General features: G+C 54.5%; 14 protein-coding genes. 12 read left to right on the plus strand and 2 right to left on the minus strand.

Annotated elements, in window-relative coordinates; all coding sequences use genetic code 11:
- Positions 1–323 precede the first annotated feature (323 nt).
- From pstC to GWA01_RS12040, 7 genes are read left to right on the plus strand one after another with little or no spacing between them, the layout of a single operon-like run.
- Positions 324–1,262, plus strand: coding sequence for a phosphate ABC transporter permease subunit PstC (gene pstC, locus GWA01_RS12010; RefSeq protein WP_371858449.1), 939 nt, complete (start codon positions 324–326; stop codon positions 1,260–1,262).
- On the plus strand, positions 1,259–2,128 hold the full coding sequence (gene pstA / locus GWA01_RS12015) for a phosphate ABC transporter permease PstA (RefSeq protein WP_146798360.1): 870 nt from the start codon (positions 1,259–1,261) through the stop codon (positions 2,126–2,128). Before pstC ends, pstA begins: the two co-directional genes overlap by 4 nt.
- A 20-nt stretch (positions 2,129–2,148) precedes the next feature.
- Positions 2,149–2,919, plus strand: a complete 771-nt coding sequence (gene pstB / locus GWA01_RS12020) for a phosphate ABC transporter ATP-binding protein PstB (RefSeq protein ID WP_371858450.1) — start codon at positions 2,149–2,151, stop codon at positions 2,917–2,919.
- A gap of 5 nt (positions 2,920–2,924) precedes the next feature.
- Positions 2,925–3,674 carry a phosphate signaling complex protein PhoU gene (phoU, locus tag GWA01_RS12025; protein ID WP_146798366.1) on the plus strand — a complete coding sequence of 250 codons (750 nt, stop codon included), beginning with the start codon at positions 2,925–2,927 and terminating at the stop codon, positions 3,672–3,674.
- The gene (locus GWA01_RS12030; RefSeq protein WP_146798369.1) at positions 3,671–4,390 is read left to right on the plus strand and encodes a response regulator; all 720 of its coding nucleotides are present in this window, start codon (positions 3,671–3,673) and stop codon (positions 4,388–4,390) included. Before phoU ends, GWA01_RS12030 begins: the two co-directional genes overlap by 4 nt.
- Before the next feature lie 12 nt (positions 4,391–4,402).
- Positions 4,403–5,650: a sensor histidine kinase gene (locus GWA01_RS12035; protein ID WP_146798372.1), complete on the plus strand. Its 1,248-nt coding sequence runs from the start codon at positions 4,403–4,405 to the stop codon at positions 5,648–5,650.
- Positions 5,651–5,698: 48 nt separating this feature from the next.
- The gene (locus GWA01_RS12040) at positions 5,699–7,807 is read left to right on the plus strand and encodes a prolyl oligopeptidase family serine peptidase (RefSeq protein ID WP_244945722.1); all 2,109 of its coding nucleotides are present in this window, start codon (positions 5,699–5,701) and stop codon (positions 7,805–7,807) included.
- A 51-nt stretch (positions 7,808–7,858) separates the two neighbouring features.
- Here GWA01_RS12040 and GWA01_RS12045 read toward each other — a convergent pair whose 3' ends face one another.
- Both GWA01_RS12045 and GWA01_RS12050 read right to left on the minus strand, forming a co-directional pair.
- The gene (locus GWA01_RS12045) at positions 7,859–9,274 is read right to left on the minus strand and encodes an amino acid permease (RefSeq protein WP_146798376.1); all 1,416 of its coding nucleotides are present in this window, start codon (positions 9,272–9,274) and stop codon (positions 7,859–7,861) included.
- Positions 9,275–9,431: 157 nt separating this feature from the next.
- Complete coding sequence (locus GWA01_RS12050; protein ID WP_146798378.1) at positions 9,432–10,616, minus strand: lytic transglycosylase domain-containing protein; 1,185 nt, start codon at positions 10,614–10,616, stop codon at positions 9,432–9,434.
- Between the two features lie 102 nt (positions 10,617–10,718).
- Here GWA01_RS12050 and GWA01_RS12055 point away from each other — a divergent pair, with 102 nt between their 5' ends.
- Genes GWA01_RS12055 through GWA01_RS12075 form a run of 5 tightly spaced genes read left to right on the plus strand, consistent with a single transcriptional unit; the run spans position 10,719 to position 16,137 of the window.
- The gene (locus tag GWA01_RS12055; RefSeq protein WP_146798380.1) at positions 10,719–11,195 is read left to right on the plus strand and encodes a flagellar basal body-associated FliL family protein; all 477 of its coding nucleotides are present in this window, start codon (positions 10,719–10,721) and stop codon (positions 11,193–11,195) included.
- Entirely contained in the window at positions 11,192–12,280 is a 1,089-nt protein-coding gene (gene fliM, locus GWA01_RS12060) for a flagellar motor switch protein FliM (protein ID WP_229316085.1), read from the plus strand. Before GWA01_RS12055 ends, fliM begins: the two co-directional genes overlap by 4 nt.
- 10 nt (positions 12,281–12,290) lie before the next feature.
- Positions 12,291–12,788, plus strand: coding sequence for a DUF6468 domain-containing protein (locus GWA01_RS12065; RefSeq protein ID WP_146798382.1), 498 nt, complete (start codon positions 12,291–12,293; stop codon positions 12,786–12,788).
- Positions 12,789–12,829: 41 nt separating this feature from the next.
- Positions 12,830–13,498 (plus strand): MotE family protein, encoded by a 669-nt coding sequence (locus GWA01_RS12070; protein ID WP_228118626.1) that lies wholly within the window; start codon positions 12,830–12,832, stop codon positions 13,496–13,498.
- A 2-nt stretch (positions 13,499–13,500) separates the two neighbouring features.
- Complete coding sequence (locus tag GWA01_RS12075) at positions 13,501–16,137, plus strand: tetratricopeptide repeat protein (protein WP_146798386.1); 2,637 nt, start codon at positions 13,501–13,503, stop codon at positions 16,135–16,137.
- Positions 16,138–16,139 lie beyond the last annotated feature (2 nt).

Genomic DNA, 16,139 nt, shown 5'->3' on the forward strand with positions numbered 1-16,139 from the left:
GTGTTCATGCTCCCAGATGTTTCGATTTTCTAATGAAGAGACGCTGTATCTACGAGATTCAATAAAATACTGATAACCATAATCCGCTAAAAATGTCTTTACCGTAAACCGGGTGAGCAAGCATCAAGAATGGGTCATGGATCATCCTTGTGAGTTTATGACACAAATCTTTCATGGCGTTTGTATCATCTTGCCGGTTGTTCTCCTTGGATCAGGCGGCTAATGCACAGGATGGCTGGCTTATGGCTGGCGTCGACTTTTCAGTGTTTTTCAGATCTCAGAGCCCCTCACGCATGACCACAGCCCAAACCGCGCGGACTGAAATGGACAGCTCAGCAGAGCCTGCTCAGCGTCGTATCGGTGCTGATACGGCATTCCGGTTGTTTGTGGGTGCCTGCGCGTTGCTGGTTCTCGTTGCACTGGGTGGCTTAGTCGTCCTGATGGGCGTTGGCGGTCACAAGGCGTTTTCGACGTTTGGACTGGCATTCTCGTTTACGGATGTCTGGAATCCGGTAGCGGACCTATACGGTGCCCTTGCTCCCCTTTTCGGCACCATCATCAGTACCTTGATCGGTGTGACGATAGCGCTTCCTCTCGCTTTCGGTACTGCGTTCTGGTTGACGGCCATAGCTCCGCCCAGAGTTGCAGCCGTGGTTGGGACCGCCATACAGCTGCTGGCAGCAGTGCCCTCAATCATCTTTGGTATGTGGGGGTTCTTTACCATCGTGCCTTTCATGGCGCGACACGTTCAGCCTTTCCTGAGTCATAATTTTCATCATGTGCCTGGAATACGCTTTCTGATTCACGGAGCCCCCTTCGGAACTGGCCTCATGACCGCTGGTATTGTGCTTGCTGTGATGATCGCACCGTTCATGACAGCCGTCATGCGGGACGTTTTTGCAGCAATGCCCGCCATGCTGCGTGAAAGTGCTTATGGCCTTGGTGCTACGCGTTGGGACGTGATGTGGAAGGTTGTGGTGCCGTGGTCGCGTTCAGGAATGATTGGCGCCGCGGTGCTGGGCATGGGGCGTGCCTTGGGTGAAACCATGGCTGTCACCTTTGTCATCGGGAATGTGACGGCTGTCGGGTGGTCGCTCTTTGCGCCGCGGAGTACTGTAGCGTCCCTGATTGCACTTCAGTTTCCCGAGAGCCCGGCTGGCTCCCTGCGTCTCTCTTCGTTGCTTGCACTGGGCTTCATCCTGATGCTCTTGTCATTTGCAAGTCTTGCACTGGCCCGTCTTCTGCGTGGAGACCGTAAATGAACGCTGTGCAAAAATCTGAGTCTGGATGGCGCCCAAATCCGCGGGCCGCTGGGCGTCGCCGGTCAGACCGTTTGGCGACGGCGCTTGGGATGATTGCTGCGGGTATTCTGGTACTCGTGCTGGCATCCATCCTTTGGACGTTGCTATCTCGTGGGCTTGCCGGACTGTCTTTTGCTGCACTGTTTAATCCGATGGGCCCTCCGGGTTCTCGTGGCGGTTTGGCAAATGCTATTGTTGGTAGTCTTATCCAGACTGCAATTGCTCTTCTAATTGCGACGCCCCTGGGGTTGGGGTGTGGCATTTATCTTTCCGAATACGGTGAAAATAATCGCTTTGCATCGTGTGTACGGTTTGTTTCAGACGTATTGATGTCGGTGCCGTCTATTCTCGTCGGTCTGTTTGTCTATCAGATCCTCGTGGCGCCTCTGGGGCATTTTTCAGCCATTGCAGGCTCTGTGGCTCTTGCGATTCTGGCGGTGCCGATCATTGTCCGTACGACTGAAGACATGCTGCGCCTCGTTCCTGTCGCAATGCGTGAGGCAGGTGCGGCACTTGGTGCGGCACGCTGGCGTGTCACGATTTTCCTGTGCCTGCGCTCAGCCAAGACGGGTGTTTTGACGGGCATTCTGCTCGCGCTCGCACGCGTGAGTGGCGAAACGGCACCTCTGCTTTTCACTTCACTTGGTAATCAGAACTGGTCTTTCAGTCTGAACCGCCCGATGGCCAGTCTTCCGGTCGCTATCTATCAGTATGCTGGTGCATCGTATGATGACTGGGTGCAACTTGCATGGGCTGGTGCCCTGCTGGTGACGCTCGGTGTGCTGGCCATCAACATTGCTGTCCGCTTTTCAGCACGACGCGGATGACCCTACAGGACCCTCTCATGATGAACGAGACCGACCCGCAGGTGGCCCTCGCCGTCCGCAACCTCAACTTCTACTATGGGCAGCATCATGCCCTTCACGACATTTCCATCAACTTTCCGGCGCGTCGTGTCACCGCGATGATCGGGCCAAGTGGATGCGGAAAGTCGACCCTGCTGCGCATTTTTAACCGGATGTACGATCTGTATCCGGGTCAGCGCGCGACGGGCGAAGTGATGTTTGATGGTGTGAATATTCTCGAGGATTCTCTGGACCTCAATATTCTGCGGGCACGTGTTGGAATGGTTTTCCAGAAGCCCACACCATTCCCGATGTCGATCTACGATAACATCGCGTTCGGTGTGCGGCTGCATGAGAAGGTGAGCAAATCCGAGATGGACGGCCGTGTTCAGGACGTTCTGACCCGCGTTGCACTATGGAATGAAGTGCGTGACCGTCTGAAGGCGCCGGCTGCAGGTCTTTCCGGTGGACAGCAGCAGCGTCTGTGCATCGCTCGTAGCATTGCCACGCGTCCTGAAGTTTTGTTGCTCGACGAACCGACTTCTGCCCTTGATCCGATTTCCACGGCGCGCATCGAGGAGCTCCTTGACGAACTCAAGGAAGACTTCACGATTGCCATCGTCACGCACAACATGCAGCAGGCTGCGCGTTGTGCCGATCAGGTGGCTTTTTTCTATCTGGGCGGACTGGTGGAAGTGGATAGTGCTGACCGCATTTTCACAAACCCACGCCAGAAGCAGACCCAGGACTACATCACTGGTAGATTCGGATAAGCGCCATGCCCCTCGACAGATCCCATATCGTCAAAAGCTATGAGCAGGAGCTGGGTCAACTCAGATCCATGATGGCGCGCATGGGCGGCATCGTGGAAAACCAGGTTGCCCTTGCTCTTTCCGCCATTGCCGATCGCAATGAGGAAGCTGCTGACGCGGCAGCGCGTCAGGATCCGGAAGTGGATGAGCTCGAGCGGGAGGTTGAGGCACTCGCCATTCGTCTGCTTGCCCTTCGCAGCCCCATGGCAGGTGATCTTCGTGAAATCGTGGCGGCCCTGAAAATTACTGGGGATCTGGAGCGGATCGGCGATTATGCAGCGTCAATTGCGCGCCGCTCTCTCAAGATCCGCATGATGGAGGGGCAGATTTCCCTCTCTGGTCTGCGGAGCATGGGACGTCTTGTGCAGGATAACCTGCGCCGGTCGATAGACGCGATTACGCAGCAGGACTCCCATCGTGCCATGGAAGTCTGGCATTCTGACCGTGCTGTGGACGAATATTACACCGCGCTTTTCAGAGAGCTGGTGACGTACATGATTGAGGATGCACGCAACATCCGGACATGCACGGAACTGCTGTTCATCGCCAAGAATCTGGAGCGGATCGGCGATCATGCGACGAATATTGCTGAGCGGGTATTCTATGCTGTGACCGGCGAAAATCTGCCTGCGCTTCGACCACGAGGCGGTGCGGCAGCCACAGCAACAACCGAAATCTCTCCTACGACTTCCTCACAGGAGCCAGACGTACGGTGAACACCACTCCGTCTGCCCGGACGAAGGGTCTGATTCTCGTTGTTGAGGATGATCCTGCTCTTCTGCTGATGATGCGCTATAATCTCGAGCAACGTGGTTATCGTGTGGAGACTGCGGCAGATGGAGAAAGCGCTTTGTTAGCGCTTGAAACCTCGCGCCCCGACGCAGCAGTTCTTGACTGGATGTTGCCGGGTCTCTCCGGGCTGGATCTGTGTCGTCGTATCCGGGCACATCCCTCCATGAGAGATCTTCCGGTCCTGCTGCTGACCGCACGTACGGACGAACGTGATGCCATTCGTGGTCTTGATACGGGCGCTGATGATTATCTGGTCAAGCCGTGCAGCATCGATACGCTGGATGCGCGTCTGCGTGCGCTTCTGAGGCGGCATCAATCCTCGTATGACGTATTGTCATTTGCTGACCTGACCATGGATCCTGAAACGCATCGCGTGGAACGTGCTGGCCGCAACTTGACGCTTGGCCCCACAGAGTTCCGCCTGCTTGACCTCCTGATCCGTAATCCGCGCAAGGTTTTCTCTCGGGAAGACCTTTTGAAGCGGATCTGGGGGCAGAATATTCACGTCGAAATCCGTACGATTGATGTGCATATCCGGCGCCTGCGCAAGGCGATCAACGGGCCGGGGGAGCTTGATCTGGTCCGTACGGTCCGCGCTGCGGGATATGCACTGGATGACGTGCCTGAAGGCGATACCTGACCATTGCCGGGAATGATGACCGCACAGGTGCCTGCTTTTGATGGACAGATACCGGTGTGGTTTACCTGCGTTCTGGGTATCATCGCGGCCGCAGGATGGTTACTGGCTGGTATCGGCTTGATACGTCTTCGGCGTCAGAGCGATGTTTTTCAGCCTAGTGACCCTCTGCCACTTCAGGTCAGTCCTTTGCCCGTTGACCCGTTTCCGGGCTGCGTCATTGTTCTGGATGATCTGGGATACGTTCTGCATGCGAATGAGGAAGCTGTTGCCCAGTTTGGTGAGGGGGTCAGTGCGATCCTGCGGCATCCGGCGGCGAGATCCGCGTTGTCTGCGGCACTGAGAGCCCGGTCTTCCCTATCGGAAGGAGACGAACTGCCTCCGGTCTGTTCTACTACCTTTAACCTTGATGTTCCTGTGCCGCGTACGCTGCATCTGGCTCTCAGAGCTCTTCCGGTAAGGCGATATCTGGAAGGGCGCGTTATCGCTGTCCTTTCAGACAGGAGTGAAGCGCAGGCGCTGGATAGGATGCGTATAGATTTCGTCGCGCATGCCAGCCACGAGCTGCGTACCCCGCTCGCTTCTCTGAGTGGCTTTATCGATGCTCTGCGGGGGCCGGCCTCAGGTGATCCGCAGGCGCGGGAGCAGTTTCTCGAAATCATGTTCCAGCAGGCTGCGCGCATGAAGCGCCTGATTGACCGTCTGCTTTATCTCTCTCGCGTTCAGGCGCATGAGCACCAGAAGCCTCGCGAGATTGTCGAGGTTTCTGATCTCATGGCAGTCGTGTTGGGAGAAGTGGCGCCGCGCTTTGGGAATAGCGACTGTACGCTTGATCTGTCGGTAGAAGATGGGCTTTTGATACGGGCAGACGAAGACGAGATTGTGCAGGTACTGCTCAATCTCATCGAGAATGCCCTGAGATATGGGCGTCGTAGCCCTGAGGATCCGATCGCCATTATTCTCTCAGCAAAGAGAGCGGCAGCGATGGACGACCGCTGGCCCAAGGATGGCGGTGTCATCCTTGGTGTTTCGGACAATGGCAAGGGAATTGAATCACATCACCTTCCACGCCTGACGGAGCGCTTCTATCGCGTGCCGGGTGCTGTGGATCCGGCTCATGCAGGAACGGGGCTTGGGTTGGCCATTGTCCGGCATATTCTTGACCGTCATGGAGGGCGCTTGCGTCTGTCCAGTGCGCCCGGGAAAGGGACCAACTGTCAGGTGTGGTTGCCAGGAGCAGATCCGGCGCTTGCGCAAGGGTGAGACGGGTGACACTGTTCCGGTAACACAACTTTGCGGAGTTCAGTTACAGTGAAATGTTTCTCAGGATTCAAGGCTGGAGTGGCCCTGAGCGCCTCTATTCTGCTCGCAGGAACCGCTTGCTCGACCGCATTCGCTGCTGATGCGGATACTATCCCCGCATGGCTCAGCGATATCAACGGCAAGCAGGCGATGGACTGGGTGAAGGCAGAAAACCAGCGCACAATTGATCGCCTTGGTCATGGCCCGCTCTATCAAGGTCTTTACGACGCTTCGATGAAGCTTCAGCAAACCCATGACCGGATTGCGTTTCCAGAGCAGAATGACGGTCAGATTTATAATTTCTGGCGAGACGAAACTCATCACAAGGGTATTCTTCGGCGTACAAATTCCAGCTCGTATGACGCAGGTAAGCCTGAATGGACAACAGTTCTGGATCTCGACGCACTGGCCGCGCAGGAGAAGCGGAACTGGGTCTGGAAGGGTATGGACTGCCTCCAGAAGCAGCAGAATATCTGCCTCATTAATCTTTCCGATGGCGGTGAAGATGCACTGACCGTCCGTGAATTCGATTTGAGGACTGGCAAGTTTGTTGAAGGCGGCTTCACGCTTCCTCATGCCAAGCAGATCGTGGCATGGCTTGATCAGAACACGCTGCTCATCAGCTATCCGTGGACGCCCGACCAGGTTACGGCCTCATCGTATCCTTACATCATCAAGGAACTGAAACGAGGGCAGAAACTGAGCGAAGCCAAGACGATCTTCTCTGGTACGAAGGCTGATTTTGAGGTCGATCCAGAAGTTTTTCATGATGGACTGGGCCATCAGATTGCGATTATCCGAGAGGGTGTAGAGTTCTTCTCGTTCCGGACATATGCCTACCAGAACGGTAAGGTCACGGAACTCGACCTGCCACGGAAGTCCAATATTTCCGGCCTGTTCAATAACAAGCTTGTCGTGTTCCTGAGTGAAGACTGGAACAAGAGCGGTCAACATTTCCCTGCAGGATCAGTGGTACTGGTTGATCCATCTTCACCGCAGGCTGTGCCACAGGTTGTCGCCATCCCTGGTGCGAAACAGGTCATTGAAGAAGCAACAGTCAGTCATGGTCGTCTGCTAGTCACCCTGTATGACAACGTGCGTGGGCGCATTTCCCTTTATACCCCTCAGGGTGAAGGGTTCGCGCATCAGGATCTGGAGCTTCCAGCAAACATGTCAGTCAACGTGGTGAGTGCTGACGTTCATGAACCTGTTGCCTATGCGACTTCCGCAGGCTTCCTGACGCCAACAACACTCTGGCGTATTGATACGGCGACTGGTGCCGTGTCGAAGGTCAGCAGTCTGCCAGCGCAGTTTGATGCAACGAACATGGTGGTGGATCAGGATCATGTGCGTTCGAAGGATGGCACAGTCATTCCGTATTTCGCTGTCCATCGTAAGGACATGAAATTTAATGGGACCAACCCGACGCTCCTCTATGCATATGGTGGTTTCGAGGTGCCGCTCTTTCCCCATTATTCTGCGTCGATCGGTAAAAGCTGGCTTGAGCGTGGTGGTGTCTATGTTCTGGCCAATATTCGCGGTGGTGGCGAATTTGGCCCAGCCTGGCATGAGGCAGGTTTGAAGACACATCGCCAGCGGATTTACGATGATTTTGCCGCTGTCGGGAAGGATCTGTTCACAAAGAAGATCACCTCTCCTCAGCATTTGGCGATCCAGGGTGGCTCAAATGGCGGTCTTCTGATGGGGGTCGAATTCACTCAACACCCTGATATGTGGCGCGCTGTTGATATCGAAGTTCCGCTGCTGGACATGATGAATTTTGAACATATGTCCGCAGGTGCTTCGTGGGTTGGCGAGTATGGAAGTGTCTCCATCCCGGAGCAGAAGGCATTCCTGCGTAGTATTTCGCCGGTTCAAAATTTGAAGGCAGGCACCAGATATCCTGAGCCGTTCATTGAAACGACGACCAAGGATGATCGCGTTGGCCCTGTTCATGCTCGCCGTTTTGCGTGGCGCATGAGCGAACTGAAGCTACCGTATTATTACTGGGAGCAGGTTGCAGGTGGGCATGGGGTGGGTGCAAGTCAGGCCGAAGTGGCGCAGACCGAAGCCCTGACATACGCTTATCTTTGGGACAAACTCGGCACGTCTAACTGACCTGTTTATGCGGGCTTCCTTCAGGAAGCCCGCTTCAGGCTTGAATGATTATCAGGCCTTGTTGTGCTTCTTGCCCAGCATCAGCCAACCACCCACAAGAATGATGGCGATCAACGGAATAGCGGCGACTGTTGTGGTGCCGTCTGGGTAGTCAAATGCCATCATGAGCACGACGAAGCCCAGAAAAGCCAGCGTAGCCCAACTGGTGTAAGGCGCACCGGGCATGCCGAAAGTGGTGCGTGCGATTTCGCCGCGGTCAATCGCACGACGCAGTCGTAGCTGGCAAAGCAGGATAAAGACCCAGGTGCTGATGATGCCAATAGCCGCAAAGTTCAACACGACCTCGAACACGCGCGCAGGGATGAGGTAGTTCAGGCCCACGCCCACCAGATACACGCTAAGTGTGGTCAGGATGCCGACGTAAGGTACCGAACTCCGGCTCATTTTGGATAGTGCCTGCGGTCCTGATCCGCCCAGCGACAAGGCACGCAGCACACGACCGGTTGAATACAGGCCAGAGTTCAGGCTGGAGAGGGCAGCTGTCAGAACAACAATGTTCATCAGTGAGCCAACCCCCGGAATACCCAGCGCTTCAAAGAAGGTCACGAACGGGCTGACGCCAGCGTGATAGGCTGTCCAAGGAAGGAGGCAGACCAACAGTACGACAGAGCCTACGTAGAACAGGCCGATACGCCAGATCACACTGTTGACGGCACGCGGCAGAATCTCACGAGCGTCTCTGCATTCACCTGCTGCTGTGCCGAGAAGCTCAATTGCTGAATATGCGAACACCACGCCCTGCAGCAGCATGAATGCAACCATCGGTCCGTGAGGGAAAATGCCACCATTATCAGTGATGAGGTGCAGGCCTGTTGTATGGCCGTTCACTGGCATGCGGGAGCCCAGAATGATCGTTCCGGCAATCAGGAACGCAGCGAGCGCAAGGACTTTTACGAGAGAGAACCAAAATTCCATCTCACCGAAATATCGCACGCCGATCATATTCATGGTGCCGACGATGGCCAGAGCACCAAGGGCAAATACCCATTGCGGGACATTAACGAAAATGGCCCAGTAATGCATGTAAAGTGCGACGGCAGTGATATCCACGATACCCGTCATGGCCCAGTTCATGAACGAGAGCCATCCAGCGGCATAAGCCGCCTTTTCGCCAAGAAACTCGCGGGCATACGTTACGAAGCTGCCACTTGTAGGGCGGTACATGACCAGTTCACCGAGCGCACGTAGGATCAGGAACGAAAAAACACCACAGATGGCATAGATCAGGGCGAGTGATGGGCCTGCGAGCTGGAGGCGCGACCCTGCGCCAAGGAAAAGGCCCGTTCCAATAGCGCCGCCGATAGCGATCATCTGAACGTGCCGACGCCCTAGGTCCTTATGGTAGCCTTCCTCGCTGATGAGTTCTTCCGAAGATGAAACTGTATCGTGCGCGGAGTTTGTCGTCATTTGGACGTCCTGAAAAAACCATCGGTCTAGAAACGAAGAGCCCGGAAATCCCCTAGTCGCTTGAAGCGCATCAGGTATGCCCAGCTTGCATGGAACCATAGGGGAAGCCGAGCGAAATGCCAATGTAGGCAAATATTGTTTCGTTTGACTGGTCTTTTTAACCCTGATGATCCGGTGGCACTGCCATGCATGCCATTCCCTGTCCGGAAAGGGAGGAACATGCTTTTGCGGCTCCGGAACGACTGATTCCCGCCAGTCTTGCGCGCCAGAAGCGCATTCCGTGTGAAACAGTCGGCTGTACCTGCACCTGTGCACCCTGGAGGGGCGTGAATGCGGCTTGTCGCGCCATGGTGGCGGCAAATCTTGCCTGTCCGGGATTAGCAAACGCTCCGACCTGAACCGCCCAGCTCCCATAGCTGGCAGCGGCAGAATCGGAGAGAGAGGAAGCTGTCAGGCGATGTGGTGTCGGAATGACTGGTGGCGGTGGCCGATAAGATGCCAGTCTGACTGTGCCAGCGTTGTTCAAAGGAGCGCTCTGTACGGTTTCCATACTGGTTGGCGGTGGAAGTTCGGGAGATGGCGGGGCCTGCATTTTGCAGGGCACATCAGGGTCGTAAGCTGCATTCGCATCACAGGGAATGGCCGAAGGGGCGGGCATGCTGGCACCGATATTGCGTGATGCCCATGCCTGCTGAACGGACCGTTGCGGCACGTTCGAAGCAATCATATCCGTTGCTGTTTGGGTCTGGGGTGTTGATGTGACTATGGCCGGGGAGGCGTTGAGCTGGTCAGCCGTTGCGTACATCGCAAGAGGGCCAGTCATGGCGACTTGGGTTCCAAGATGTGGCGTGATGTTCGCTACGTAGGAAGTCGTCTCGTTAGGGAGGCGTCTGCCGTCATACAGGTAAGATTCGAGGCGCTGAGGACCTGCGTTATATGCAGCAAGGAATGCAGGAGCCCCGTATTTGGCAGAAAGAATATGGATATATCCCGTGCCCGCCATGATGTTGTCATGAGGTTCATAAGGATCGGAGCCAAGCCCATAGCGGTCCTGCATATCTGCATAGGTCTGGGGCATGAGTTGCATAAGGCCCATGGCGCCGGCACTTGAAGTGATTGGCTGACCGTTAAGATATTCGTGTCCCCCGGATTCCTGATGTATGACCGCTCGAATCCATTCCTGTGGAACAGAGAACCTTTTTGCGGCAGCAAGAATATAGGGTCCCCAGGGATCTGCGGCTGTGCCGGGTGCGCGATATGCCCCCGATCCCTGATAATAACGGCCATATGGAGAGCGCTGTGAAGCGCAACCACTCAGAGAAGCCGCGGCGATTAGAATCATGCACAGAGAGGGCCAGTTTCGCTTTTCCTGAGCCTTTGGAAACCTGTTGTTAACCTTTTTTGACCATGATCCTTTCTGTTCCAGGGAAGGGAAAGAAACGTCGTGGCAACGGAAGAACCAGAGCTGATCCCACAGGGGAAAAGCTCGAAAAAGCCAAAGCTTCTCATCCTTGTGGCGGCTGTTGCTGTTCTTCTGCTGGGCGGAGGAGGAGCGTTTGCGTGGCATCATTTCCATCAATCAGCATCCCACTCCAAAGTGCCTGCGGCCGATATCATCCAGCCGATGAACATCGTCATCCCGACAATTATGTCTAACCTTGATTCCGGAGACGGTCGCCCACGTTACGTTCGTGTGAGTGCACGGCTGCAACTCGCAGACGGCAGGGACGCGGAAAAGGTCCTTCCGCTGATGCCTGAGATCCAGAATGCGTTCCAGTCTTATCTCCACGAAACTCGCCCCGATGAACTTTCTGGCAGTGGAATCTATCGGCTCCGTGAAGCTCTACTAACCCAGATTGCCAATATTGTGGCACCGATCCGTGTTCGGGATCTCTTCTTTGTGGAGCTTCTGGTCCAGTGAATGACGATGATTTTCCGGATACCCAGTTTCCCGCAGCATCTATGGCCATGCCGTCATTCGCGGATGACGGTGGAGAAGCAGGCAGGATCCTGAATCAGGAAGAGATTGACAGCCTTTTCGGTGGTTCCCCGGAGGACGCGTCTCAATCAGGAAGCGGCTTAGAGCGCCTTATCGGTGCGCCTTACGTATCTTATGAGCGCCTTCCGATGCTCGAGGTCGTTTTTGATCGCCTCGTACGCATTTTGACGACAAGTATGCGAAACTTCACCAGCGACAATGTTGATCTGTCGATGGACCGTCTGAATTCGCAGAGATTCGGTGATTATCTGGAAAGTGTTTCGGATCGCGCGATGTTTGCGGTTTTCAAGGCCGAAGAATGGGATAATTACGGATTACTCGTTCTAAATTCCTCGTTGATCTACACTGTTGTCGATGCACTCTTGGGTGGCCATACCAGATTGCAGGCAAACGCGGTGGCGACGCCTCGCGTCCGCCAGGACAGCAGGAGCCACACAACTATTGAGCGAGCGCTGATCGAGCCGCTTATCGAGATTGTGTTGAACAATCTTGCGGAAAGCTTCAGCCCATTATGTGCCGTGAATTTCCGGTTCGAGCGTTTGGAACTCAGTTCGCGTTTTGCTGCCATTTCCCGGGCGGCAAATGGCGTTGTTATGGCGCGTTTCTCTGTTGATATGGCTGGACGGGGAGGGGACATGGATCTGATCCTTCCTCATGCCACGCTTGAGCCTGTTCGAGAGACGCTTCTACAGCAGTTCATGGGCGAGAAATTTGGTCATGATGAAATCTGGGAGAGCCATCTCGCGCGTGAACTCTGGCAAACGGAAGTTACGTTGGATGCTATTCTTGAAGAGCAGACGATGAACCTGCAGGACATCATTTCCCTGTCCCCGGGAGACCAGCTTGTTTTCCGTCCGAATTCGGGTGGGCGTGTTCAGTTGCGTTGCGGTGGAACACCGATGTTCACAGCCAAAGTTGGCCGTGCACATGGGCATGTGGCGGTGCGTATCGAGGAAACAACACGCAGAACCGCGAGCGGAAACAGCCGCACGACATCCTATAGCTGAGGGCAGATTTATGGATAGTTTTCAGCTGGGTGTCGAAATTTCCCTATCAGTCCTTCTTCTGATTACGATTTTTTACAGCCTTTATCTTGGCCGTGCCCTGACTGTATTGCGTCGTGACCGATCTGAACTGAATACGCTGATCTCTACGCTGCAGGCCAGTAGCAGTCAGGCGCAATCCGGTATTGATCATCTGCGCCAAACAACTGAACGGGTTGGGCGGACTTTGGGAAGAACGGTTGAGAGTGGCAAGGAACTCAAAGCGGAACTCAAGGAGATGTGCGATCGTGCTGAGCTTCTTTTGGGAAGATTGGACCGTCCTGCAGTTTCCCGAACAGTCGCTCCGACGGAAGGAAAACGTTTCTCAGACGGCGCTGTGCGTGAAAGCTTGACCGCATCTCCTGCTGACAAAATCGGGAATGTGCCTGAAGGTAAAATGGTGAAAAAACCCGTTGGCAAGAGCGCGGCAGAGCGTGAATTGCTTCACGCTCTTCGCCAGAAGCAAGGTTAACGGCAGTGCTATTAAAACTGGTTTACCTGAGCTGCGCATTAATGATCGTTCTGCTGACGACAAAAATATATGCGATCGCTGCGGACGTGGCGCCGTCATCTTCGACGGAACAGATTGCGAGCGCCGGGGGGCCGCCTGCTGCGACTGTTGTGCCACCTCCGCCTCTTGCTACCGAAAAAAAATCAGTTGCTGCTTCCGCCAATCTTTGTGCTCAGGGAGGATGTGAAGGAAAAACATCTCCTGCGACGATGGTCGGTGCGGGCCAAAATGTTGCTCCCCAGCAAACTGCAAATCCCCAGAGTTCGGCATTGATGCAGGATTTGGCTGCACGAAAGGCCGATCTGGATCGCCAGACGGAAGCTTTGGGCGAGCGCCAACGTCTGATTGATGCTGCAGAGGCTGAGCTTCAAAGGCGTATGGTGGCTCTTTCGGAGAAGGAAGATCATCTGGCGGATGGCCAGCGCCATGCAGCGATACTTTCACATGAGGATACTGATCGTCTCGTACGGATTTATGAAGCTATGAGGCCTGCCGACGCAGCGGCAATTTTCAATGTTCTGGATCTTCGGGTGGGCGTTCCACTTTTAAAGAAAATGAGTCCGAGAAAGGCCTCCGCAATTATGGCTCTTATGTCTCCTCAGAGAGCCATTCTTGCTACGCAGCTTCTTGCCAGTGAAACCGGGCGACCTGTTCTGCAGGAAAGTCACTGAGAATGCGTAAGACTGTTCGTGGATGTGCATTCGGATGCTGGGTTGTGCTGGCGGGTGCTCTTCCCACGAGCACGCGCGCTCAGAATGTGCCTGCAGCGCCTGATTTTCCGAAAACAGTTATAATCCAGATCGCACCTGCTGAGCGTATCATTAATCTTCCCGTAATTTCATTGAACAGGAAGAAATTGCCAGTATTGCTTTCCCTGCATTCGATAGAATCAAGTACCGTATCGAATTCTGACGGTAAATTGCTTCCTTCAGGCTGGCATTTTCTGGAAAATCCTAGCCCTTTGCTCAAGAAAGACGATAGTGTTGCGCAATTAGTAAAGCCTGACACGACGCCCTCTATTGAGCAGCCTTCTATTGGGAAAATGTCCAAGACTCTTCAGGCTTATCGCGATGACCTGTCGGAAAATACAACAGGTTTATGGTTGCCATTGGGCGAAATGACACCGATTGCTGCGTTTAGATCGGGGGGACAGATTATTATCGTGGCAGATGGCCGCCATCCCCTGGATACGACTACTCTGCCTGCTAATGGACCGTTGAATGTCACTGCGGTGCGTGTCATGGAAACGACAACAGTCGTGACGCTGCACGTTGCTGGTGGTACTGATCCTGCCATCCTACCTGCTGGGGCCGGGTGGAGCATTTCTCTTGCGCCGTCACCTCCTCTAATTTCAAATATCCATGTAGCGCAGTCGAAGGGGGCACTGTACTTTTCATTACCTCCTCAGGATGCTTCCCCGCGAGCGGTAACATTTACAGATCCTTCTTCGGGCCGGAAGCTATTGCTTGGTTTGGTTCGAGGAGGTGGAATTGCGAGTAGTCTGGCCCAGGTTGGTCCAGGTTTTGCTTTGCGACCGAGTGTCGTGGGTGTTGTTGTCGCCTCGGATTCCGATAACGTTGAGTTACGAAAATCGGGCGATCAGTTTGTTCTTGATGCCGCTGGAGTGCATATTTCTCCTCTTCTTTCCAGCAGAGCCGGAGACATTTCGCCGGTCAACGAAACAGGTGTCTCTTTCGCATCAGCTCCTCTGAGCGCGCTTATGGAAAATTACAGACAAGCCTGGACCAGTGCTGCATTTTCCTCTCCGGCAAAAAGGTTTGATGCACGACTGCGTGCCGCAAAAGCTGCTGCAGCACTGGGAGACAGGGCTGGGCTGGACGGAGCGCTTACTGCGGCACTTCGTGACCAGCCAGAGGGAGCCGCGAGGCTGGATGTGAAGAGGCTTCAGCAGGTCTCGGCTTTGTTGAACCATTATTTTGTTAATGGAAGCCCGCCTGAAATTTCAGCGAATGCTCCCGAGGATCAGTTCTGGCGGGGGGAGATGGAGCTACTCCAAGCCAGTCTGTCGAATGATGTAAGTCTCAATAAAAACGAACGTGAAAAGGTGGCATCCCTTCTAGCCTCCGGGCTGAGTGCTGTAGAGCATTATCCAGCAAGCCTGAGAAAGCAGATATTGCCTGCTGCGGCGGAGTTCGTTTCCCGGTATGGCTCTTCCGCTGCTCTTGGGGCGTTGATCAGGTGTGCAAATATTCCAGAAGAAAATCTGGCTTGCGCGATTTCGGCTTCGCGTCGGAATGATGTTACGGCCAGTACCCAACTGTCAAAGCTGGAAGACGATCCTGACTCTCACGTCTGGTCTGGTGCGCGTGAGGAACGCGTTCTTTCAGAGCAGAAGGCTGGAAAAATTGCTCCTGATAAGGCGGCTGAAATGCTGGATAACCTCATTCCGGCAGCACGTCTGTCTGATCGGGAGAAAGAAGTACGCCTGGAGGAGCTGGATGCGGTTCTTGCGGCGGGCAATCTTCAAAAGGCCCAGTCTCTTATAGATGAGTGGGGGCAGATTTATCCCAAATGCGATGCCGATATTCTGCCTCGCAAGCTTGTATTAGCCACTCTGCTTGGCAAAAATTCTACTGGTGGGGATTTAGGGGCGAGGATCGGGTTTCTGAAGAATACGCTGGAGCATGTATCATCTCAGTCGGAAAGAAATGAGCTGCTGAAGTCTCTTGCTGCCCAGTACGAAGCACTTGGTTTAGCAGGCCAGGCCGTAGACGTTTTCAGAAGTCTATTGCCTCAGCTGCCAAACTCCGAGCAGGCCGATACGCGGATTAAAATGGCAAGTCTTGAACTTTCAACAGGGGGGGCGGATCAGGTTCATCAGGATCTTGCCCCGCTGCTCAGCAGTTCAGCGGCTGCAGGAAGTGCGCTGCCAGGAGGCACGCCGAGTGTGCAGATCGAAGCTGCCATTCTGGATGCCAAGGCTTCACTCCATGGGCATGATCTGGATAGAGCTGTGCATACCCTTGAGGGTTTGTCCGACGTACGTGCGCAGATGCTTCTGGCTCAGATTGCTGAGACACGGCAGGCATGGCCAGAGGCAGTTTCAATTCTGCAGCGTGTTCTGGACCAGCAAATCCCAACGGACAAACCGGTCATCTCCCTAACGAACGAGCAGCAGCAGCTTGTCATTCATATGGCTGAAGATATTTCTCATGCGGGGAACAGACAGGCTGGTGACGGTCTTCGTGCGCGTTTTGGCAAATCGATGTCGCAGGGAGCCATGGGTTCCATGTTCAATCTTCTGACAGGAGCTGACACGAAAACAGCGAAACAGGGTGCGGGAGGGTAAAA

This window comes from Gluconobacter wancherniae NBRC 103581, from assembly GCF_007988885.1.
In the GTDB taxonomy this organism is placed as follows: domain Bacteria; phylum Pseudomonadota; class Alphaproteobacteria; order Acetobacterales; family Acetobacteraceae; genus Gluconobacter; species Gluconobacter wancherniae.

What these genes read in the sequence shown, in the direction of transcription:
- pstA (WP_146798360.1), top strand. Translation starts at nt 1,259, where the DNA reads ATGAACGCTGTGCAAAAATCTGAGTCTGGATGGCGCCCAAATCCGCGG.
- GWA01_RS12035 (WP_146798372.1), top strand. Translation starts at nt 4,403, where the DNA reads ATGATGACCGCACAGGTGCCTGCTTTTGATGGACAGATACCGGTGTGG.
- GWA01_RS12075 (WP_146798386.1), top strand. Translation starts at nt 13,501, where the DNA reads ATGCGTAAGACTGTTCGTGGATGTGCATTCGGATGCTGGGTTGTGCTG.
- GWA01_RS12045 (WP_146798376.1), bottom strand. Translation starts at nt 9,274, where the DNA reads ATGACGACAAACTCCGCGCACGATACAGTTTCATCTTCGGAAGAACTC.
- pstB (WP_371858450.1), top strand. Translation starts at nt 2,149, where the DNA reads ATGAACGAGACCGACCCGCAGGTGGCCCTCGCCGTCCGCAACCTCAAC.
- phoU (WP_146798366.1), top strand. Translation starts at nt 2,925, where the DNA reads ATGCCCCTCGACAGATCCCATATCGTCAAAAGCTATGAGCAGGAGCTG.
- GWA01_RS12065 (WP_146798382.1), top strand. Translation starts at nt 12,291, where the DNA reads ATGGATAGTTTTCAGCTGGGTGTCGAAATTTCCCTATCAGTCCTTCTT.
- pstC (WP_371858449.1), top strand. Translation starts at nt 324, where the DNA reads ATGGACAGCTCAGCAGAGCCTGCTCAGCGTCGTATCGGTGCTGATACG.
- GWA01_RS12050 (WP_146798378.1), bottom strand. Translation starts at nt 10,616, where the DNA reads ATGATTCTAATCGCCGCGGCTTCTCTGAGTGGTTGCGCTTCACAGCGC.
- GWA01_RS12070 (WP_228118626.1), top strand. Translation starts at nt 12,830, where the DNA reads ATGATCGTTCTGCTGACGACAAAAATATATGCGATCGCTGCGGACGTG.